We start from the raw sequence: 21,244 nt of genomic DNA on the forward strand, positions 1-21,244 counted from the left end.
CCGTGACGGCCCCCATCAGCGTGACCGACGCCACGTTCGCCGAGGAAGTCCTGAACAGCGACGTGCCGGTGCTCGTCGACTTCTGGGCGGACTGGTGCGGCCCCTGCCGCATGATCGCCCCCGTCCTGGACCAGATCGCGGCCGAGCAGGACGGCCGGATCAAGATCGCCAAGCTGGACTACGACGCCAACCCGCAGACCCCGCAGAAGTACGGCGTGCTGGGGCTGCCGACGCTGCTGCTGCTCAAGAACGGCGAGGTCGTCGAGCAGATCACCGGCGCCAAGCCGAAGCGGGCGCTGCTGAAGGTCATCGAGCCGCACCTGTGAGCGCGGTGAGCGCCTCCAGGTAGGCGGCCCAGACCGGGCCGTGGTCGACCGGGCGGACGCCGGAGCGCAGCCGCTCCGGCTCCCCCGGCGCGTAGAACCGGGTGATGGTCTCCGCCAGGCCGGGCACGTCGCCGGGGCGGCAGACCAGCCCGTCGACCCCGTCGCGGACCTGCTCGGCGAACGCGCCGACGTCGGTCGCGATCACCGGGAGGCCGTGCTCGTAGGCCATCCACACGTTCTGCGACGCGGTGGCCGTCCGGTACGGCAGGACGAGCGCGTCCGCGGCGGCGAACAGGCCGGGGACGTCCGCGGCGGGCACGTAGCCGGGCCGCAGGTCCACCCGGGACGCCAGGTCCAGCGACCGGATCAGCTCCCGGGTCTCGTCCAGGCCGCCCCAGAACTCGCCCGCGACGGTCAGCTCGACATCGCCGGGGCCCTCGGCGAGCGCGCGCAGCAGGACGTCCAGGCCCTTGTACGGCCGGACGATCCCCCAGAACAGCAGCCTCCGCCGCACCTTGCCGTCATCGGCGGGCACGCCGCTGGACGCGGGCAGGTGGGCGGGCATCTCCGCCACGCGGACGGGACGCGGCGTCAGCCCTCGCGCCAGCTCCGCCTGCGCCTCCGAATGGACGAGGACGCCGTCCACCTTGCGCAGCAGCCGCTTCATCAGCGGCTCGTCATAGACCTTGCGCTCGTGCGGCAGCACGTTGTGGCACAGCGCCACCACGGGCGCCCGCCGCCGGAGACCGGCGAGTATGCCCAGGTAGGACGGCACCTGGACGGGGCTCAGCACGGCCAGCACGACCAGGTCGTACGCCCGCAGCGCCCGGCCGGTGCGGTACCAGCCGTCCGGGCGGCGCCAGTCGAGGCGGTGCCGGGTGCCGGGGAACGGCTCGCCCTCCGGCTCGGAGATCGTCTGCTGCCCCGGGTACAGGAAGCCGGGGTACTGGGCGCGCCACGACTCGATGGCGACGTCGTGCCCGGCCGCGGCCAGCCGCCGCGCCAGCTCGGTGGTGTGGTGGGCGCCGCCCCCCTTGTAGGGGAAGGCGGGGCCGACGACGGCGATCCGCACTAGACCGCCCGCATCAGACGTCGCCGCGCGATCGGACGATCAGGTCCGCCAGCAGCGCCAGCGACGCGATGATCAGCCCCGTCACGAAGATCATGATGGTGTTGTTGGCGAAGTAGCCGATGTGCACCACCATGTCGAACACGCCCTTGAGCAGCCCGATCCCGATCAGCCAGAGGGCGAGCGGCATCAGCACCTTGAGCGGGTTGAAGTACATCACCATCCGCAGCACCTGCAGGATGTAGCGGTAGGCGTCCTTGGTGAAGTGGAACTTGGACTTGCCGGCCCGCTTGGCGTACTCGATCGGCATGTAGTGCACGGGGTGCTGGTTCGACAGGAACGCGATCGTGATCGTGGTGACGCACGAGAACCCGGGCGGCAGCAGCCGCAGGTACGGCAGCGACACGTCGCGGCGGAACGCGCGCAGCCCCGAGTTCAGGTCGGGGATCTTCGAGTTGGTGAGCCGCTCGGCGACCTTGCGGATGAACCACTTGGCGGGGACGCGCAGCAGCTTGTGCGTGCCCTCCTCGGTGGTGCGGGCGCCGACGACCTGGTCGACGGACGGGTCGGTGTCGAGGATGTCGACGAGGTCCGGGATCCGCTCGTTCGGGTACGACATGTCGGCGTCGGTCCACACGACGATGTCGCCGCGGGCCTGCTGGGAGCCGATGCGCCGGACCGTCCCGGACCCGCTGTTGTGCTGGAACGCCATGACCCGCATGTGCGGGAAGCGGGGCGCCGCCTCCTCCAGCCGGGCGAGGGTCGCGTCGGTGGAGCAGTCGTCGACGGCCAGCAGCTCGTAGCTCTTGCCGCTGTTGTCCATGGCCTTCGTGATGCGCTCGACCTCGTCGATCACGTGGTCCTGCTCGTTGTAGCAGGGCAGGACGATGGTCACGTGGACGGGCGGCGCCGCGTCGGGGTCGGCGGCGGCCTTGGGGGCCGTGCCGGGCACGGCGGCCGGGTCGCTCACGGGGTCGCTCGGCTCGGCGCCTTCGGGCGCGGGCCGCTGCGCGGGCTCGGCGGGCTGGGTACTCACGCACCGCGAGAATACTCGCAACGGCGCACCCCGGCCGACTCACCGGCCGACTCACCGCCCGGCACGGCGCGCGGACACCGCCCGCGGACGCCCCGGCGAGGGCGTGTCAGGGGGCCGCCGGCTCGGCGATCCACACGTCGATGCCGAGGCCCCAGGACCCGGCCGGCGGTTCGTCGAGGGTGCGCCCGTCCTGCCGGCTGCGCAGCCGCATGATCTGCCGCGGGCGCCCGTACGGCGCCACCTGGTCCGGCTTCGACCCCATGACCACCGGATGCCGCCCGGCGCGGTCGATCCTCCCGATGACGCGGCGGACGTCGGCCTGCGTGGCGAACGTGGCGGCCCGCGCGGCCGGCAGCCCGCACATCCCGCGCAGGACCTGCAGGAACCGGTCGGCGGTCCCGGCCTCGACGACCACGACGGAGCGGCCGGGCCCGAGCCGGTCGCACATCGCGCCGACCGCGCCGACCTCCTTCTGGTCGGTCCGCTCCACCATGTACCCGGCGGACGTGATGACGATCGGGACCAGCATCAGCGCGACGCCCGCCACCGCCGTGATCCGCACGACCTTCCGCGAGTAGCCGATCCGCCGCAGCCGCTTGGTGATCCATGCCGCCGCGAACGCCGTGAACAGCAGCAGGCCGGGGATGACCAGCCCGATCAGGCGGCGGGACGCCCACGGATGGTCGGGGGTGATGCCCGGCCTGATCAGCACCTGCACGGTCGTCCAGACGATGACGGCGTAGGGCAGCAGCCATTCCGGCGACTGGCGGCGCATGAGCCGCCGCACGAGCAGCGCCGCGCCGAAGGTGGCGAGCAGCAGCGCGGGGATGCCGATGTACCAGACGACCCAGTACAGCGACAGCTCCGAGTACTGCCGGGTGCCGTCCAGCGGCAGCTGGTCGATCTTCTGGACGGCCTCGATGAACTCGGCGTTCAGCCGGTCGTCGGTGTTGGTCGGGACGCGGCGGACGGTCTGCACGAGCGGCCGGACGGCGAACCCGACCATCACCAGCGCGGTGAGGATCGCGGCGGCGCCGGGCAGCCGGCCGCGCCCGATCGCGGCCCCGGCGGCCCGCAGCCGGCGGCCCGTGACGTCCCAGCGGAGCAGCACGACCATCAGCGCCGTCGCGACCACGATCGCGCCGGAGATCATCAGCAGCGGGTCGAGCGAGGCGTGCAGGTAGTCGAGGTAGGGGCGGGACTTGACGTAGCCCTCGACGAGCCCGGCGGCCGCGCCGAGCGCGAGCCCGCCGGCGAGGGCGTAGCCGGTGCGGCGCCGCCACGCGACGAGCAGCCCGGCGTACACGACGGCGGGCAGGATGTCGCGGATCCCGTCGATGCGGACGAGCACGATCAGCCCGAGCGCGAGGCCGCCGAGGAACGCCTTCACCGCGGCCGCGCCGGGGCGTTCCGTCCGGCCGTCGTGCAGCAGGGAGAGCCCGCCGAGCAGCAGGATCAGCGCCGGCGGCTCGCTGAAGGTGGACCGCGACACCCACAGCATCGGCAGGGTCAGCGCCAGCAGCAGCGCCCCGGCGGGCGCCCAGCGCGGGCCGACGAGCCGCGCGACGAGGCCGCCGAACGCCAGCACGCTGCAGGCGCCGAGCAGCGGCGCCATCAGCAGCATCCCGTGCGTGCCGCCCGCCCAGCCGCCGAGCGCGAGGATCATCGGCAGGCCCGCCATGAACTGCGGGACGACGGAGCCGCCGTGCTCGTAGAAGGCGGGGCTGTCGAACTTGAGCGCGGGGTCGCCGCCGCCGAACGCCCAGCGCAGTTCCGGGATCGGCAGCGAGCCGTGGTCCTTCAGCCAGGTCGCGAACTGCACGTAGGAGGCGGGGTCGCGGCGGACGATGATCTGCTCGGAGCACATCAGCGCCTCGAAGACCAGGAACGCGGCGGCGACCGCGATCACCCCGGCCGCCGACCACCACGGGGCGGGGCCGAGCGGCCCGTCGCGCTCGGCGGTCGCGTCGCGGGGCCGGCGGCGCAGGCCGAGCCAGAGCGCCGCCGCGGCGACCGGCACCCACAGCAGGATCGCCGGGCCGGGCCGGAACACCCCGCCCATCAGCAGCGGAAGCGCCACCACGAGCCAGGCGGCGACGAGCAGCGCCGGGGCCACGGTGATCCGGGCGAGCAGCCGACCCGCGTTCATGCACCCGCCCCGCGCTCGTCCGATCCGTGGTCATCCATCGGTGCGGAGCGTAGCGGGAACGGCCGGTCAGCGAGTCCCCGCCGGTCACGGGGCTCTACGCTCGCCCCATGAGCCACAGCGAACCCGCCGTGCCCGGGCCCGCCGAACTGCTGCGCCTGCGGCTGGCCGCCGACCCGTCCCGCCCGTTCGTCACCTACTACGACGACGCGAAGAACGAGCGCGTCGAGCTGTCCGCGCGGACGTTCGACAACTGGGTCGCCAAGACCGCGAACTTCCTGGTGGACGGGCTCGCGGCGGAGCCCGGCGGGCGTGTCGTGCTGGTGCTGCCGCCGCACTGGCAGACCGCCGTGTGGCTGATGGCCTGCTGGTCGGCGGGGCTCGTGGCCGAGCCGGTCGACCCGGCGGCGGTGCTCGAGCGGAGCGAGGCGGGGTCCGAACCGCTCGGGGCGTCCGGGCCGTACATCCTGGCGGCGGCCGAGGAGGTGCTGGACGTGGTGCTCGCGGACCCGGGCGTGGACGCCGAGGCGGAGGAGATCGTCGGGCTCTCGCTGCACCCGCTCGGCGGCCCGCTGGCGGACTGCCCGGTGGGCGTCACCGACTACGCCGCGGAGGTCCGCTCGTACGGGGACCGGTTCTCGGCGGGCCCGGAAGTGGGTCCCGAACTGCCCGCTTTGGATGTGACAAAGACCACACTGACCGGCGCGGAGCTGGTCGCGGCGGCCCGCGCGGCCGCCGCGAAATGGGAGCTGGACGCGGACGCGCGGCTGCTGGTCGACATGCCCTTCACCACACTCGACGGGGTTATGGCGGGCCTGGTCGCACCACTAGCCTCAGGAGCTTCCGTCATAATCCAACGAAACTTTGACAAAGCCGCCCTCGATCGACGCTTGACCTTGGAGCATGTGACGGCGGTCGCCGGACTGACCGGATGGAAAGACGCATCCGGGTCCGTGCGCCGGCTCGGCTGACCTACGCTCTCTTTGCCCGGGCTTTGTCAACCGAGCCGCGGCCAGCACCGTCACAGCACTACAGGACAGAGTCAGCAGAACAGACCGTTCCAGCAGAGCAGACCAAGCCGACCGACCCCCTGAAAGCGGGCCGCGCCCCCGGACACGGAGCCGATGAACAGCAACCCGATGTACATGGAGTACGTCGACGACGCCGATCCGCAGCCGGCGCCGCGTCGACGCGGCTGGCGCATCCTCGGCTGGGTGTGCGTCGGAATGTCGGCGGTCATGGTGGCCGGCTCCCTCACCGCCTACGGCCTCTACCGCAGCGCGATGGGCAACATCAACCACGAGGACGTCAACTCGGCGATCGGCCCCAACCGGCCGAAGAAGCTGAACAGCGCGATGAACATCCTCCTGCTGGGGTCCGACACCCGCGCCGGCGCCAACGCCAGCTACGGCCGGTCGATGAAGAACGACCCGCCGCGCTCGGACACGATGATCCTGCTGCACCTGTCCCCCGGCGGCAGCCAGGCGATGGGCATCAGCTTCCCCCGCGACCTGATCGTGCACATCCCGCCGTGCAAGACGCACGCGGGCGGCATGTCGGCGGACCAGCCGAAGGCGCAGATCAACTCCTCGTTCACCATCGGCGGCGCGGCCTGCGTCATCAAGACGATCGAGGGCCTGTCCGACATCCGCATCGACCACTTCATGCAGGTCGACTTCACCGGGTTCAAGGCCATCACGAACGCGATCGGCGGCGTCCCGGTCTGCCTGCCGAAGGACGTGAACGACCCCAAGTCCAAGCTGCACCTGACCCGCGGCAAGCACGTCATCAAGGGCTCCACCGCCCTCGCCTACGTGCGCGTCCGGCACGGCCTCGGCGACGGCTCCGACCTCGACCGCATCAAGCGGCAGCAGAAGTTCATGGGCGCGCTGGCGAACAAGGCCATGAGCGCCGGGGTGCTGAGCAACCCGACCAAGCTGATCCCGCTGATGAACGCGGCGACCAAGTCGCTCACCACCGACAAGGAGCTGACCCCGCAGGTCATGCTGAAGATCGCCCAGGGCATGCAGGGCATGACCTCGGGCAAGCTGCGCTTCGTCACCGCGCCCAACGGCCCCGACCCGTCCGACCCGAACCGGGTCGTGCTCACCTCCGCCGCGCAGCCGTTCTTCTCCGCGGTCCGCAACGACAAGACGGTGCCGACCGAGACCAAGTCGGCCACTCCGAAGATCCAGCCGGAGCAGGTGCGGGTGCGGGTCTACAACGGCAGCGGCATCGCCGGCCAGGCCAGCCGCGTCGCCTCCGACCTGGAGGCGCAGGGCTTCCAGGTGTCGGTCGGCGGCAACGCCTCCCAGACGAGCACCACCAAGGTGCTGTACGGTGCCGGGGCGGACCAGCAGGCTCAGACGCTCACCGCGCTGATCCCGAGCAAGCCGACCCCGGCGGCCCGCACCACCGGCGCGAAGCCCGGCGTGGTCGACCTGGTCGTCGGCTCGAACTGGACGGCCCTGAAGAACGCCAAGGGGGGCATCCCCAAGCAGCAGGGCGAGATCCGCGCCAACGACGACATCTGCAAGGGGGCTTGAACCGGCCGGCCATGACGTACAGCAGCAGGCCCTCGGGGCCCGAGACGGGACCGCTTGCCGCCGCGCGGGCGGCCGACCAGCGAGCACCGGACGACCGGGGCGCACCGGCCGTTCCCGATCCCCGTCCCGACCCGGCGGCGCCCGCCGCCGCGGACGCGGGGCTCCCGGGCACCGCGGCGGCCACCGCGACAGCGGCCTCTGCCACCGCGGGCACGGCCACCGCGGGCACGGCCACCGCGGGCACGGCCACGGCCGCAGCGGGCACGGCCACCGTCGCGGCGCCGCCGGACGGCGAGCGCGCGGCCTCCGGGCCGGTGCGGATCTCCTCCCCGCCGAAGCCGCGCAAGGAGCGGGACCCCTTCTTCGACAACGCGAAGTACTTCGCGATCCTGCTGGTGGTGTCGGGCCACTCGATCGCCAACCTGCAGAACGTCCCGATGGCCAAGGGCCTGTACATCTTCATCTACATGTTCCACATGCCGCTGTTCATCGTGATCACCGGCTACTTCTCGCGGAACTGGACGTTCTCCCCGGGCAAGGCCCGCAAGCTCATCACCAACGTCGGCGTCCCGTACGTGGTGTTCGAGGTCGCGTACTCGCTGTACGACTGGCTGGCCGGCCGCCACGACCTGGAGATCAGCCTGCTGAGCCCGTACTACCTGACGTGGTTCCTGTGCGCGCTGTTCCTGTGGCGGCTGTCGACCCCGGTGTGGCAGCAGATCCGGTGGCCGCTGGCCGTCGCGATGGGCTTCGCCCTGCTGTCGTACATGAGCGATCTCGGCAGCACCTTCGACATCCACCGGGTGTTCGGGCTGCTGCCGTTCTACGTCCTCGGCCTGAAGCTCAGGCCCGAGCACTTCGAGCTGCTGAAGCGGCCGATCGCGCGGCCCATCGGCGCGGCCGTCCTCGCGGTCGGGCTGGCGTGCTCCTACCTGGTGATGAAGCACATGTCGGTGCGGTGGATCTTCTGGAAGGACCCGCACTTCATGCTCGGCGTCGGCGACTTCAAGGGCACCCTGATGCGGCTGGCGATGTTCGCGTGCGCCACCGTGCTCGTCGCCGCGTTCCTGACGCTGATCCCCCGCAAGCGGTACTGGTTCACCGCGCTGGGCGCGACGACGCTGTACTGCTACCTGCTGCACGGCTTCGTCACCCGGCTGCTGAACTTCACCGGCTGGTGGGGCGCGGACTGGATGCACACGCCGGGCGGCGTCGTCGCGGTGCTGTGCGGTGCCGTCGTCGTCGGAACGTTCCTGTGCTCGCCTCCGGTCCGCCGGGCGATGAGCTGGGCGCTGGAGCCCAAGATGACCTGGGTGTTCACGCCGCTGCGCCGGCCGAGCCGCGGCTAGCCCGCGGCACGGAACCGGAACAATCTCTCATCCGGCCCCAGGGCCGCCGATCGCGGACTAGAGTCGCCCTGCCCGCACGTGAACGGTTGTCACGGACGAAATGAATCCTTCGGAGACATGACGGAAACCCTCCCTCAGCCGCGTCCCCCGGAGCCGGGCCGGCCCCTCGACGGCGGGCCGGCGCCCGTCCCGCGCCCGGCACCGGAGCCCCCCGCTCCGCCGCGCCGGCGCGACGCCTACTTCGACAACGTCAAGTTCTTCCTCATCCTGCTGGTCGTCGTCGGGCACGTCTGGGAGGTCCTCCGGACGAACAGCCACGCGGTGGACGCCGCCTACACGGTCGTGTACGGCTTCCACATGCCGGTGTTCGTGTTCGTCTCCGGCTACTTCGCGCGCGGATTCATGCGGTCGACCGACAAATTCCGGGTTATTTTCCCCACCTTGGTCGTTCCGTACGTGATCTTCGCCGTGCTTTACCGGCTGCAGCTCGTGTTCATCCGGGGAAATGATTTCCGGCTGCACGAACTTTTCCGTCCCCAGTTCCTGATGTGGTTCCTCGTCGCGCTGGTGCTGTGGCGGCTGAGCGCCCCGCTGTGGGGGCACCTGCGGCACCCCGTCGCGGTGTCGGTCGCGCTGTCGCTGGTCGCCGGGAGCTGGAGCTTCAACACCGACTCGACGCTGTGCCGGGCAGCGGGGCTGCTGCCGTTCTTCGTCCTCGGCCTCACCATCAGGCCCGAGATCGCGCTGGCCCCGCGCGACCGCGGCTGGACGCGCTGGGCGGGGTTCGCGGTGCTGGTGGCCGCGCTGCCGGCGGCGTACGTGTGGGAGCGCGGGACCGTCGTCCCCAAGATCGCGCACGGGGTCCTGCTGTGGAACCGCGGCTACGAGCACATGCACTTCAGCGCCGTCGAGGGCATGGCGTACCGGCTGCTGGCGATGGTGCTCGCCGTCGTCCTCGGCACCGCGTTCCTCGCCGCCGTCCCGCGCGGGCGGGCCTGGTACACCGCGCTCGGGACCCGGACGATGTACGTCTACCTGCTGCACGGCCTGATCGTGAAGACGCTCGACTACGGCGGCGTCTTCGACGCGCACTTCTTCGACACCCCGGCGGGCGTGGTCGCGGCGACGCTGGGCGCGCTCGCCGCCGGCGTGCTGCTCGGCACCGCCCCGGTGCAGCGGCTCACCCATTGGGCGATCGAGCCCAAGGGACGATGGCTACTCAAGCCCTCTCATGGCAGGACATAAGATTTACCTGCCGGATGCGGGTATGATCCAGATTCATCGAGTAGTTGATTGGCGTTCGCGTGAGCAGTGAATACGACATCTCCCTGAGCATCATCGTGCCCGTGCACAAAGTGCAGGGGTACCTCCGGCAGTGCCTGGATTCGCTGCTGGTCCCCGACGTGCCCAACCTGGAGATCATCGCGATCGACGACGCCTCGCCGGACGCCTGCGGGGAGATCCTGGACGAGTACGCCGAGCGCGACTCGCGGCTGAAGGTGCGCCACCTGACCGACAACGTGGGGCTCGGCGAGGCCCGCAACGTCGGGCTGGACATGGCGACCGGCGACTACGTCTGGTTCTTCGACAGCGACGACTACGCGACCGAGGGCGCCGTCAAGGCGATCTGCGACCGGCTCGCCGAGACCAGGCCGGACGTGCTGATGTTCGACTACGCGCGGTCCTACTGGAACGGGCGGGTCAAGCGGAGCATCATCAACCACCTGTTCCGGGAGCCGCCCGCGCCCGAGGTGTTCACGCTCGCCGACCGGCCGAGCCTGCTGGAGATGTTCACCTCGATCTGGAACCGGGCGATCCGCCGCGAGTTCATGATCGAGCACGGGCTGCGCTTCAACAGCGGCTACTACGAGGACGTCAGCATCACCTACCCCGTCCTGATGGCCGCCGAGCGGGTCAGCTTCCTGGACCGGGTCTGCTACATCTACCGGCAGCGCCGCAGCGGCGCGATCACCAAGACGGCCAGCGCCAAGCACTTCGACGCCTTCGACCAGTACGACCGCATCTTCGCGTTCATGGACCACCTGGGCCCGAAGATGGACCGGTACCGGCCGCTGATGTTCGACCGGACGATCTGGCACCTGCTGGTCATCATCGAGCGCGCCGACCGCGTCTACCCCTCGGAGAAGCAGCGGTTCTTCGCCGAGATGACCAAGACCTACAACCGCTACAAGCCGCCGGGCCACGTCCCGCCGGACGACGAGCCGGGGCTGGCCGACAAGCACCGGGCGATCGAGCGGGGCGACTTCCGGGCCTGGGAGCGCCTCAACACCCCGACGCTCACCACGAAGGCGAAGAAGCGCGGCCGCAAGGTCCGCAAGCTGCAGAAGCGCAGCGTCGTCCGCTCCAAGGAGCTCGCCAAGGAGCGGTACTACGCGATGCGGCGGCACATGCCGATCGACGAGAACCTCGCGGTGTTCGCCGCCTACTGGTACCGCGGCTACTCCTGCAACCCGGCCGCGATCTACGAGAAGGTCCGGGAGCTGGCGCCGCACATCCGCTGCGTGTGGGTCGTGAAACCGGGCGCCCGCAAGACGATGCCGGACGGCGTCGAGTACGTGGTGGCCGGGTCGGCGGAGTACTACCGGACGATCGCCGCCGCGAAGTACTTCGTCAACAACGTCAACTTCCCCGACAACGTCGTCAAGCGGCCGGGGCAGGTGCACCTGGAGACCCAGCACGGCACCCCGCTGAAGAAGATGGGCCTCGACCAGATGGAGTACCCGGTCGGGGCCGGCGACATGGACTTCAAGGCGCTGATCGAGCGGTCCGACCGGTGGGACTTCCTGCTGTCGGCCAACCCGCTGATGAGCGAGGCGTGGGAGCGCGGCTTCCCGTGCAAGTACGAGCTGCTGGAGATCGGCTACCCGCGCAACGACCGGCTGGTGCGGGCGACGCCGCAGGAGCAGGCGCGGCTGCGCGACGAGCTCGGCATCCCCGAGGGCAAGACCGCGATCCTTTACGCGCCGACCCACCGCGACTACCAGCGCCGGTACGCGCCGATGTTCGACATCGGCCGGGTCATGGAGCAGCTCGGCGACGACCACGTCCTGCTGCTGCGCGCGCACTACTACTACAAGCTCAAGAACATGGCCGCCGACCTCGGCTGGAACGAGGACCAGGTCATCGACGTCTCCAAGCACCCGTCCGTCGAGGACCTGATGATCGCCTCGGACGCGCTGCTCACCGACTACTCGTCGGTCATGTTCGACTACGCCAACCTCGGCAAGCCGATCGTGATCTACGCCAACGACTGGGAGACCTACAAGCTCACCCGGGGCGTGAACTTCGACCTGACCGAGTTCCCGCCCGGGGTCGTCGCCTACGCCGAGTCCGAGCTGGTCGACGCGTTCGCGTCCAGGGCCGCGTGGGGGGACGCGGCGGCGAAGCACCTGGAGGCGTTCCGGGCGCGGTTCTGCCCGTGGGACGACGGGCACGCGGCCGAGCGGGCCGTGCGCCGGGTGTTCCTCGGCGAGGCGCTCCCGCCGGCGGTCGCCGCCGGCCCGGCCTAGCGGCGGCGCGGCGGGCCGCGCCGGCCACCATCCCCTTGACCGTCCGCGACCGGACGCCGCGTCCGGCTCGCACAGCCCCCGAAGGAGTGGGCATGACCGCCCCCAGGATCAGTGTCATCGTGCTCTCGCACGGCGCCGGGGAGGACCTCGGCGACGCCCTGGACTCGCTCGCGGCCCAGACGTTCCGGGACCTCGAGGTCCTGGTCGTGGACGACGGCACCGGCACGGCCGCGCGGGCGGAGCTGCCCGACGACCGGTTCCGGATCGTCCGCGACGGGGCGCCGAGCCGGGGCGCGGGCCGGAACCTTGGGGTGGCGGAGAGCCGCGGCGAGTTCCTGCTGTTCGCCGACGGCGGCGACCCGATGCCGCCGGAGGCGGTCGCGGCGCTGCTGACCGCGCTGGAGGCGTCCGGGTCGGAGCTCGCGACGGGCCCCGACGCGTCCCGCAAGTGGACGGGGCAGGTGTCGCAGTGGAAGGCGCGCGGCGACAACCCGGCCCCCGCCAAGGCCACCGACCTGCACCGCAGCCCGGACCTGCTGCTCAACCGCAAGATCACCGGGACGCTGCTGCGCCGCTCGTTCTTCGACGCGGCGGGCCTGGAGTTCCCCGACCTCGGCCGCTACGACGACCTGCCGGTCATGGTGCGGGCGCTGCACGCGGCGACGTCCGTCGACGTGGTGCCGGACATCGTGCTGCACCGCCGGTCGCGCCGGTACACCCCGACGACCGAGCCGCAGGAGATCGCCGACGGGTTCGGCGCGGCGAACCTCGCGACGGCCTGGGTCGCCGAGCGCGGCGACGTCAAGGAGCTGCGGCGGCTGCAGCTCGCGCTGGTCACGACGGAGCTGAAGACGTTCCTGGACGCGCTGCCGGACCTGTCCGGCGAGGAGCGGGAGCAGGTCGTCGCGCAGGCCGCGGCGTACGCCAAGGGCGTGTCGCCGAAGGTGTTCGCGGAGGCGCCCGCGCTGACCCGGCTGAAGTGGCACCTCGCCGAGGCGGGCCACACGATGGAGCTGGTGAAGGTCGTCCGGTACGAGCGCGGCAAGTCGTCGCCGTCGATCGTGCGCGACCCGCTGCGCCGCTACGTCGTCTACCCGTACTGGAAGGACGCGAAGGTCGACGTCCCGCGCGAGGTGTACCGGGCGCGCGACGAGGTCAAGATGCGGGGCCGGGTGCACGCGGTGCGCTGGGAGGACGACCGGCTGGTCGTCACCGGCGAGGCCTACATCAACTCGGTCAGCTCGCGCCGCCGCTGGACGTCGATCAAGACGGTGACGCTGCGCGACGGCCGCCGCAAGATCGTGATGAAGGCGCGGCAGACCCCGAAGCCGGGCAAGTCGTCCGGCGGGTGGACCGGGTTCGAGTTCGCGCTCGACGCGGCGAAGCTGAAGGAGCGCGGCGGCTGGCGGGAGGGCACCTGGGAGGTGCACGCGTCGGTGCTGAACGCGGGCGTGTTCCGGCAGGGCCCGGTCCGCGGCGGCGGGTCGGGGACGGGCGCGCACCCGCCCTACCGGTACGTCGCCGACGACGTCCGGATCGTGCCGAAGGTCGTGGACGGGCACTTCGTCGTGCAGGTGGAGCGCGTCCGTGAGCGGGCGACCGCGCTCGAATGGGACGAGGGCGGGCTGCTCGTCGAGGTGGAGTCGGCGGGCGCGCCGCCGGCGGAGCTGGTGCTGACGCTCGGCGACGCGCGCGTCCCGGTGCCGGTGGAGGCGCGGTCCGGCGGCTGGACGGCGCGCGTCGACCCCGACGCCCTCGACGTCGCCATCGACCCCGACTCGATCGACGACACCCGCGACTGGACGCTGTCGGCGGACGGCCGGCCGCTCGTCCTCGCCGAGGGCGTCGCGGAGGCGCGGCGCACGTTCGGCGCGCTGGAGGTGAGCGCGGGCCGCGGCCCCGGCGGGTACGTGCGGGTGCGGCGGGCGACGATCCGGCTGTCGGTGACGGAGGTCGCGTGGCGGCCCGACGGGACGCTGGCGCTGGCGGCGACGCATCCGGCGCACGCGTCCGGGCAGATCGTGGTGCGCAGCCGCGGCCGCCGCAAGGAGCACGCGTTCGACCTGGTCGCGGACGGTTCGGGCACGCTGCGGGCGGAGGTCCCGGCGGCGGCCGTGCCGAGCGTCGCGGGCGTGCTGCCGCTGCGTCCCGGCCGCTGGGACGTGCTGTTCCGGCCGCCCGGCGAGCGGGCGCTGACCGTCCGGCTGACGCCGGAGGCGCAGCGCGCCCTGCCGGGGCCGCTGGAGGTGGCGCGGCGCGGCTACGAGCCGGAGACGAAGGACGGCCGGCTCGTCGTCGCCGTCACCGGCGACGTGTCCGGCGAGGAGAAGAGCGCGGGCGCGAAGTACCGGGAGGAGGCGCGGCGCCGGGTGGCCCGCGACGGGCTGCGCGACGCGGTGCTGTTCTCCTGCTTCAACGGCCGGCAGTACTCCGACAGCCCGAAGGCGATCCACGAGGAGCTGCTGCGCCGCGGGACGGACCTGGAGCAGCTCTGGGTCGTCAACGACGCGCAGGCGGAGCTGCCGGACACGCTGCAGGGCGTGCGGCTGAACGGCAAGGAGTGGCAGGAGGCGGTGACGACGTCCCGCTACATCGTCACCAACCACCGGCTCGGCGACTGGTTCCAGCGGCACCCCGACCAGGTCGTGCTGCAGACCTGGCACGGCACGCCGCTGAAGAAGATCGGCCGGGACGTCAAGGAGGTCCACTTCGCGTACGCGCCGGGGATGAAGTCGGCGCTGCAGAGCAAGGAGAAGAAGCCGGAGGGCCCGGCCGTCCCCGAGTGGAGCCACCTGCTGTCGCCGAACCCGTTCAGCACGGAGATCTTCCGCCGCGCGTTCGCGTTCAAGGGCGAGATGCTGGAGGTCGGGTACCCGCGCAACGACCTGCTGTACAGCCCGGAGGCCGACACCGTCGCGAAGTCGGTGCGGGCGCGGCTCGGCATCCCCGAGGGCAAGCGGGTCGTGCTGTACGCGCCGACGTGGCGTGACGACCAGTACTACAGCCGCGGCCGCTACAAGCACGACATGCGCCTCGACCTGGACCGCGCGCGCGCCGCGCTGGGCGACGACCACGTCCTGCTGGTCCGGCTGCACTCCAACGTGGTGGACGGCATCACCGAGGACCCGCACGGCTTCGTCCGGGACGTGTCGCTGTACCCGGACATCACCGAGCTGTACCTGATCTCCGACATGATGATCAGCGACTACTCGTCGGTGATGTTCGACTACGCCAACACCGGCCGGCCGATGCTGTTCTTCACCTACGACCTCGCCGACTACCGGGACCGGCTGCGCGGCTTCTACTTCGACTTCGAGGCGGAGGCCCCGGGGCCGCTGGTGGAGACCTCCGACGACCTGATCGACGCGATCCGGGACGTCGAGGCCGCCACGGCGGGCCACCAGGACCGCTACAAGGAGTTCGTGGCCCGGTTCTGCCCGCTGGACGACGGGCACGCGGCGGCGCGTACCGTGGATCGCGTGTTCCCCCCGTCCCGTTGACGGTTTTCCCCTGAGGACCCACCAGTGACTACCCCCAAGGTCAGCGTCATCGTCCCGGTCTACAACTGCCGGACGTCGGTGGCGGGCACGCTGCGCTCGGTTTTCGAGCAGACGATCGCGCCGGAGCTTGTGGAGGTCGTGGCGGTGGACGACGGGTCCACCGACGGCAGCGGCGCGGAGCTGGACCGGCTCGCCGCCGCGGAGCCGCGGCTCACGGTCGTCCACCAGCCGAACTCGGGGGGTCCGGGCGGGCCGCGCAACACCGGGATCGAGCGGGCCCGCGGCGAGTACCTGTTCTTCCTGGACGCCGACGACCGGCTCGGCCCGGAGGCGCTGGAGCGGATGTGCGCGCTGGCGGACGAGCAGGGCACCGACATCGTGGTCGGCAACTACGTCGGCGTCGGGCGGGGCGCGGCGCGGTTCAAGGAGAACATCGCCAAGGTCTCGGTGGACGACCCGGAGATCGACGTCTTCACGCGGTCGCTGACGGCGCAGAAGCTGTTCCGCCGGGAGCTGGTCGAGGCCAACGGGATCCGGTTCCCGGAGGGGCTGCTGTCCGGCGAGGACAAGGTGTTCGCCGTGCACGCGTACCTGCACGCGTCGGGCGTCTCGGTCATCGCCGATTACGACTGCTACTACCTGGTGGAGCGCGACGACGGCACCAGCATCATGCAGACGGGCGGCGCGTCGTCGGAGGACTACTACGCGAAGGCGGCGCGGCCGCTGCTGGAGATGGTCGTCGCCCACCGCCGTCCGGGGCCGATCCGCGACCGGATGCTGCTGCGCCTGTTCACCCGGGACGTGCTGCACCGGATCAAGGCGCACCGGTACCTGGAGGACTCGGCGGAGTACCGGCGGCAGACCCGGGACGGGGTGCGCGGCCTGTGCGAGGACTTCCTCACCCCGGCGGTGCTGATGCGGATGCCGCCGCGGCTGCGGCTGATCGCGCACTGCGTGCGGAGCGGGCACGACGAGCTGCTGACCCGGATCGTCGAGGCGATCCTGGCGCCCGACCCGGTCCCGGTCGTGGTCGACAAGGACCGCGCGTACGAGGTGTACCCGGGGTTCCGGGAGCCGTCCGCGGCGATCCCGGACGCCTACTTCGACGCCACGGACCGGCTGCGGACGGAGCGGAGCCTCACCGGGCTGGACTGGGACGGCGGGAGCCTGCGGCTGGCCGGGACCGCCGTGATCGCCCGGGTCGATCCGGGCGCGCAGTCGCTCGCGCTGCTGCTGCGGCACCGGGGGTCCGGCGCCGAGCGGAGGCTGCCGGTCGAGGGGGACGTCGGCGGCTTCGCCGCCGGTATCGCGGCGTCCGGCGGATCGGACGGCGGTGCCTCAGAGGGGCCGCTGGAGGCGGGCATCTGGGACCTGTACGCCGAGATCACCACCGACCGGCTGGTCAAGGAGGGGCGGCTCGGCGCCGACCGCGCCGAGGGCGTCGCGCTGCCGCCGGAGCGGTTCGTCGCGTCCGCGCGGGGCGCCGCCGCGGTCGAGCCGTTCTTCACCCGCGAGTACGGCAACCTGAGCTTCACGGTGCGGCCCGGCGCGGCCGGGCTGGCCCGGCTGGTCGCCCTCGACGGGATCGGCTGGGACGGCGACGGGCGGCTCCTGGTGCGCGGGCGGGTGCCCGCCGCGCCCGGCGCGCACGCGCACGTCCGGGTGGGCGTCGCGCTCGACCGGCGCGGCGGCGGCGAGTCCCGCCGGGGCGAGGCCCGGGTCGGGGAGGACGGCGACGCCGTCGCGTTCACCGCCTCCGTCGACCCGCGCGGGCTGTCGTCCGGGCGGTGGGACGCCTGGCTGGAGCTCGCGGTGGGCGGCGACACGACCCGGATCCGGGTGCCGATGGCGGAGGCGGGGCGGTCCGCCGCGGTCGCCTGCGCGCCGTTCGGGATGCGCCGCGCCCGCTACTACCGGACGGGCGGCGGGAACCTCGCGGTCGAGGTCGTGCCGGGGAAGGTCCCGGCGATGGCGCGGTCGGCGCGGCGCCGGCTCGGCGGCCGGGGACGCCGCTGACGCGCGCGCGGACCGCCGCGGGACCGCTGCCGTTCACGAGCACCTGGTAAGGTCCCGCTTACGCAGTGAAATCGGGGGAAAGGTCGCTTTCACGTGGATGCTGCGGTTCGACGTGACACCGCGGTCCGCCACCGCGGCGGGCCGGACCGGGCCGCGGACACCGTCGCGCACCAGGTCAGGATCGACGCCGCGGACGTGCTGACGATCGGCTGGCTCGAGGCGCCGCCCGCGGGCGCCCGGCTCGTCCTGCGGCATACGGGGTCCGGCGGCGCGTCCGGCGCGCCGTCCCGCACCGAGCACACGGTGCCGCTGAACGGCCGCCCGTCCTGCTCGGTCGCGCTCGGCGCCCTCGGCCTCGCCCGCGGCACCTGGACCGTCCTGCTCGACACCCTCGGCCTCGCCCCCTCCGGCACGGCCGGTTCCGGCGCGGACGACCCGGCCCGCCCGCTGCTGACCGACGACCCCGGCTTCTCGCTCGACGGCCTGCGCGCGTACGCGGACGTCCGCCGCGAACGCGCCATCCGCGTCGTCCGCGCGCCCGGCGGGCAGGTGGCCCTCGACGTCCGGGAGGTCGCGCCGCACGCCGAGGTGACGGCGGTGCGCCCGGCCGGCGGCGAGATCCAGATCTCCGGCCGGCTCGCCTACACCGGCCCCCGCCCGGGCCGGGCCCGGCTCGCCGCGGTCGCCCGCAAGGGCGGCGGCGCCACCGCCCGGGACCTGCGGATCGACGGGACCGAGTTCGAGGCCTGCCTGCCCATCGACGCCCTCGCCGCCGGGCCGCCCGCGCTGTGGGACCTGTGGCTGGAGGCGGCCGGCGTGCGCGCCCGCCTCGCCACCCTGCTCGACGACGCGCCCGGCAAGCGGAACAAGCTGTCGTTCCCCCGGCAGATCGCGTCGGGCGCCGGCGGGACGATGAGCGTCCGGCCGTACTACACCGTCGAGGACGCGCTGTCGGTCGCCTGCCACCTGGTCGACGAGCGGGACGCGGCATGAAGATCACCTTCATGCTGCTGGACGCGTTCACCATCGACGGGACCGTTCGCAGCACCATCACCCTCGCCAACGAGCTGTCCCGCCGGCACCAGGTGGAGATCGTCAGCGTGCTGCGCGACAAGGACGCCCCGGTGTTCCCGCTCGCGGACCGGGTGGCGCTGAGCGCGCTGACCGACACCCGGCCCGGCGCGAAGGTCCGCTGGCCGCACGCCGGCCGCGCCCGGCGGCTGATGGACGAGCCGAGCCGGCTCGTCCACCCGGAGGAGCGCTGCTACGAGTACTTCTCCGCCTGGACGGACGCGCGGCTCACCGAGGTGCTGCGGCGGCCGCGCACCGACGTGCTCGTCACCACCCGCGCCGGGCTGAACATCGCGGCGGCGCGGTTCGCGCCGTCCGGCACCGTCACGATCGGGCAGGAGCACCTGCAGCTCGGCATGCACGAACCGGGCATCCTCGCGGAGATCACCGAGTGGTACCCGCGGCTCAGCGCGCTGACCACGCTGACGGTCGCCGACCGCGAGGACTACGAGCGGCTGCTGCCCCCGGGCACGCCGCCCGTCCACACGATCGGCAACGGGCTGCCCGAGCGGCTGTACCCGCGCTCCCGGCAGGAGAACCGGATCGTCGCCGCCGCGGGCCGGATGGTCTGGCTGAAGGGCTACGACCTGCTGATCGACGCGTGGGCGAAGGTCGTGGACAAGCACCCGGACTGGCGGCTGCGGATCTACGGGGAGGGCCCGCGGCGCGAGGAGTTCCGCCGCCGCGCCACCCGGCTCGGCCTCTACAACCACGTCCTGCTGATGGACGCCACCGACGACGTCGAGGGCGAGCTGGCGAAGGCGTCGATCCTGGCGCTGCCGTCGCGCGCCGAGGCGTTCGGCATGACGATCGTCGAGGCGTTCGCGTGCGGGGTGCCGGTCGTCGGCTTCGACTGCCCGCGCGGCCCCCGCGAGATCATCACCGCGGGGCGCGACGGGCTGCTCGTCCCGCCGGAGGACACCGGCGCGCTGGCGGGCGCGCTGACCCGGCTGATCGACGACGGCGAGCTGCGGCGCAAGCTCGCGGCGGGCGCGCTGGCCTCGTCCGAGCGGCACCGCGTCGGCACCGTCGCCGACCGGTGGGACCGCATGCTCGCCGGCCTGCGCGCCGGCTAGGACGCCTTCACGCGGTCCCGGGCGAGGGTGCCGGCGCGGCGGCTCAGCGCCACGATCCGCCGCCTGGTCCACCCGCCGTCGTCGCCGCCGTCCTCGGCCTCCGCGGGCTCCTCGCGGACGCGGCGCGGCTGCGGGACCAGCGCGAGGCCGAGCGCGATGCAGGCGAACGGCACGGCGGGCAGCACGTAGCGGTAGTCGAAGTCGGCGGTCGCCGCCGGGATGACCAGCAGCGCGAGGCCCATCCCCCACGGCATCAGCGGGCCCGTCCCCCAGTGCCGGACGGGGCCGAGGAACCGCCACCGGGTGCCGCGCCGCCCGACGTGCGGCAGCGCGAGCACCAGCCCGCCGAGCAGGACGAGCCCGAGCACCGTCCCGGGCATCGACATGCGGTGCTGGTAGCTCAGCATCGTCCCGGCCCAGGGCCGGACGACCTTCGTCTCCCCGCCGGACGGGTCGTACTTCACGGCCTCCAGCGCCTGCTCGTCGTCCCACGACTCGCCCTGCGGGAAGACGTACTCCAGCCACGTCCACGGGGTCGGGTACGGCTCGCGCTTCCAGTCGAAGGACCGCCACGTGTCGCGGAACACCACCCGCGCGTAGTCGCCTGGCTGCTTCTCGATCGCCTGCTTGGTGAACTCGCTCGAGAGCCGGTTCGCCTCGTCGCCGGTGATCCAGCCGGGGATCCGGTGGAACGGGGAGTCGTCGGTCCACAGCACCGCGAACGCGGGCGCGATCTGCGGGTTGGAGTCCTTCGGGCACATGATCCGCAGCTCGGGACTCGGCTTGATCTTGGCGCAGTCGGCGAACGCGGCGGTGCGGCCGTAGATCCAGATGGAGCCCGCCTTCGTCACCGCGAACTCGCCGTGGACCTGCTTGAACCAGTACATGTAGCCGCCGAGCGGCAGCACGAACGCGATCACCACGGCGACGAGCGCGCGCCACCCGGCGCGGCGCAGCAGCATCCCGACGAGGATCACCGCGACCAGCGGCAGCCCGGCCGACCGGGTCACCGCGGCGAACGCGGCGAACAGCCCGGCGAGGGCGCCGAGCCACCACGTCGACCGGCGCCGCCACAGCGCCGCGGTCACCGCAGCCACCAGCAGGAACGTGAAGAACGAGTCCGACATGAGCATGTGCTCGAGGGAGATCTGGTAGCTGTCCAGCAGCACCGGCACCGTCACGGCCGCCGCCAGCAGCCCGGGGACGAAGTCGCGCCATGCCCAGCGGCCCGCGCGCCGCTCTTCTCCGCCGAGCGGCCACCCCGCCCGCGCCGCGCGCCACACCAGCAGGTACACCAGGACCCCGGCGAGGACGCCGATGGCGTGCTGCACGGCGACCACCACGGTGAAGCTGTGGAACGGCTTCAGCGCCCACAGCAGGAACGAGTAGCCGCTCGGGCGGGTCTCGCCCGGCTGGAGCTTCAGCGCGGAATCGAGATATCCGGCGGAGTCGCCGCTCCACCTCGGCGCCGGATACCCGCGCACCGCCACGACCCTGATCCAGATCGCCACCGCCAGCACGCCGGCGAAGGGCAATTGGGCGAGAACCGCCGTAGGTCTGACGCGCACCGGCAAAGCCT

14 protein-coding genes are annotated in these 21,244 nt (G+C 72.4%); 10 read left to right on the plus strand and 4 right to left on the minus strand.

Annotated features, from left to right (window positions below; translation table 11 throughout):
* Positions 1-2: 2 nt before the first annotated feature.
* Positions 3-326 carry a thioredoxin gene (gene trxA / locus AB0C78_RS02010; RefSeq protein ID WP_151538655.1) on the plus strand — a complete coding sequence of 108 codons (324 nt, stop codon included), beginning with the start codon at positions 3-5 and terminating at the stop codon, positions 324-326.
* Here trxA and AB0C78_RS02015 read toward each other — a convergent pair.
* The 3 genes from AB0C78_RS02015 to AB0C78_RS02025 all read right to left on the minus strand — a co-directional run bounded on the left by AB0C78_RS02015 (position 307) and on the right by AB0C78_RS02025 (position 4,580).
* On the minus strand, positions 307-1,398 hold the full coding sequence (locus AB0C78_RS02015; protein WP_360740672.1) for a glycosyltransferase family 4 protein: 1,092 nt from the start codon (positions 1,396-1,398) through the stop codon (positions 307-309). The two genes, trxA and AB0C78_RS02015, sit on opposite strands and share 20 nt — an antisense overlap.
* Positions 1,399-1,411: 13 nt before the next feature.
* Entirely contained in the window at positions 1,412-2,347 is a 936-nt protein-coding gene (locus AB0C78_RS02020) for a glycosyltransferase family 2 protein (protein WP_360740746.1), read from the minus strand.
* A 190-nt stretch (positions 2,348-2,537) separates the two neighbouring features.
* The gene (locus AB0C78_RS02025; protein WP_360740674.1) at positions 2,538-4,580 is read right to left on the minus strand and encodes a hypothetical protein; all 2,043 of its coding nucleotides are present in this window, start codon (positions 4,578-4,580) and stop codon (positions 2,538-2,540) included.
* A gap of 107 nt (positions 4,581-4,687) precedes the next feature.
* Between AB0C78_RS02025 and AB0C78_RS02030 the strand changes: the two genes are divergently transcribed.
* The 9 genes from AB0C78_RS02030 (at position 4,688) to AB0C78_RS02070 (ending at position 19,665) form a co-directional block, all read left to right on the plus strand.
* Entirely contained in the window at positions 4,688-5,548 is an 861-nt protein-coding gene (locus tag AB0C78_RS02030) for a TIGR03089 family protein (RefSeq protein ID WP_360740676.1), read from the plus strand.
* A 153-nt stretch (positions 5,549-5,701) separates the two neighbouring features.
* On the plus strand, positions 5,702-7,123 hold the full coding sequence (locus AB0C78_RS02035) for an LCP family protein (RefSeq protein ID WP_360740678.1): 1,422 nt from the start codon (positions 5,702-5,704) through the stop codon (positions 7,121-7,123).
* An 11-nt stretch (positions 7,124-7,134) separates the two neighbouring features.
* Positions 7,135-8,472, plus strand: coding sequence for an acyltransferase family protein (locus AB0C78_RS02040; protein WP_360740680.1), 1,338 nt, complete (start codon positions 7,135-7,137; stop codon positions 8,470-8,472).
* A 117-nt stretch (positions 8,473-8,589) separates the two neighbouring features.
* Positions 8,590-9,717, plus strand: coding sequence for an acyltransferase family protein (locus tag AB0C78_RS02045; RefSeq protein WP_360740682.1), 1,128 nt, complete (start codon positions 8,590-8,592; stop codon positions 9,715-9,717).
* Between the two features lie 59 nt (positions 9,718-9,776).
* The gene (locus tag AB0C78_RS02050; RefSeq protein WP_360740684.1) at positions 9,777-12,002 is read left to right on the plus strand and encodes a bifunctional glycosyltransferase family 2 protein/CDP-glycerol:glycerophosphate glycerophosphotransferase; all 2,226 of its coding nucleotides are present in this window, start codon (positions 9,777-9,779) and stop codon (positions 12,000-12,002) included.
* A gap of 92 nt (positions 12,003-12,094) precedes the next feature.
* Positions 12,095-15,502: a bifunctional glycosyltransferase family 2 protein/CDP-glycerol:glycerophosphate glycerophosphotransferase gene (locus AB0C78_RS02055; protein ID WP_360740686.1), complete on the plus strand. Its 3,408-nt coding sequence runs from the start codon at positions 12,095-12,097 to the stop codon at positions 15,500-15,502.
* Between the two features lie 24 nt (positions 15,503-15,526).
* On the plus strand, positions 15,527-17,518 hold the full coding sequence (locus AB0C78_RS02060) for a glycosyltransferase family 2 protein (protein ID WP_360740688.1): 1,992 nt from the start codon (positions 15,527-15,529) through the stop codon (positions 17,516-17,518).
* Between the two features lie 93 nt (positions 17,519-17,611).
* Positions 17,612-18,511 carry a hypothetical protein gene (locus AB0C78_RS02065; RefSeq protein WP_360740690.1) on the plus strand — a complete coding sequence of 300 codons (900 nt, stop codon included), beginning with the start codon at positions 17,612-17,614 and terminating at the stop codon, positions 18,509-18,511.
* Positions 18,508-19,665 (plus strand): glycosyltransferase family 4 protein, encoded by a 1,158-nt coding sequence (locus AB0C78_RS02070; protein WP_360740692.1) that lies wholly within the window; start codon positions 18,508-18,510, stop codon positions 19,663-19,665. The genes AB0C78_RS02065 and AB0C78_RS02070 overlap by 4 nt, the downstream gene beginning before the upstream one ends.
* Here the strand turns inward: AB0C78_RS02070 and AB0C78_RS02075 are convergent.
* Entirely contained in the window at positions 19,662-21,233 is a 1,572-nt protein-coding gene (locus tag AB0C78_RS02075; protein WP_360740694.1) for a hypothetical protein, read from the minus strand. The two genes, AB0C78_RS02070 and AB0C78_RS02075, sit on opposite strands and share 4 nt — an antisense overlap.
* Positions 21,234-21,244: the final 11 nt, after the last annotated feature.

It is taken from the genome of Actinomadura sp. NPDC048394 (assembly GCF_040651755.1).
Classification (GTDB): domain Bacteria; phylum Actinomycetota; class Actinomycetes; order Streptosporangiales; family Streptosporangiaceae; genus Spirillospora; species Spirillospora montaniterrae.

What these genes read in the sequence shown, in the direction of transcription:
- AB0C78_RS02030 (WP_360740676.1), top strand. Translation starts at nt 4,688, where the DNA reads ATGAGCCACAGCGAACCCGCCGTGCCCGGGCCCGCCGAACTGCTGCGC.
- AB0C78_RS02025 (WP_360740674.1), bottom strand. Translation starts at nt 4,580, where the DNA reads ATGAACGCGGGTCGGCTGCTCGCCCGGATCACCGTGGCCCCGGCGCTG.
- AB0C78_RS02055 (WP_360740686.1), top strand. Translation starts at nt 12,095, where the DNA reads ATGACCGCCCCCAGGATCAGTGTCATCGTGCTCTCGCACGGCGCCGGG.
- AB0C78_RS02070 (WP_360740692.1), top strand. Translation starts at nt 18,508, where the DNA reads ATGAAGATCACCTTCATGCTGCTGGACGCGTTCACCATCGACGGGACC.
- AB0C78_RS02045 (WP_360740682.1), top strand. Translation starts at nt 8,590, where the DNA reads ATGACGGAAACCCTCCCTCAGCCGCGTCCCCCGGAGCCGGGCCGGCCC.
- AB0C78_RS02040 (WP_360740680.1), top strand. Translation starts at nt 7,135, where the DNA reads ATGACGTACAGCAGCAGGCCCTCGGGGCCCGAGACGGGACCGCTTGCC.
- AB0C78_RS02035 (WP_360740678.1), top strand. Translation starts at nt 5,702, where the DNA reads ATGAACAGCAACCCGATGTACATGGAGTACGTCGACGACGCCGATCCG.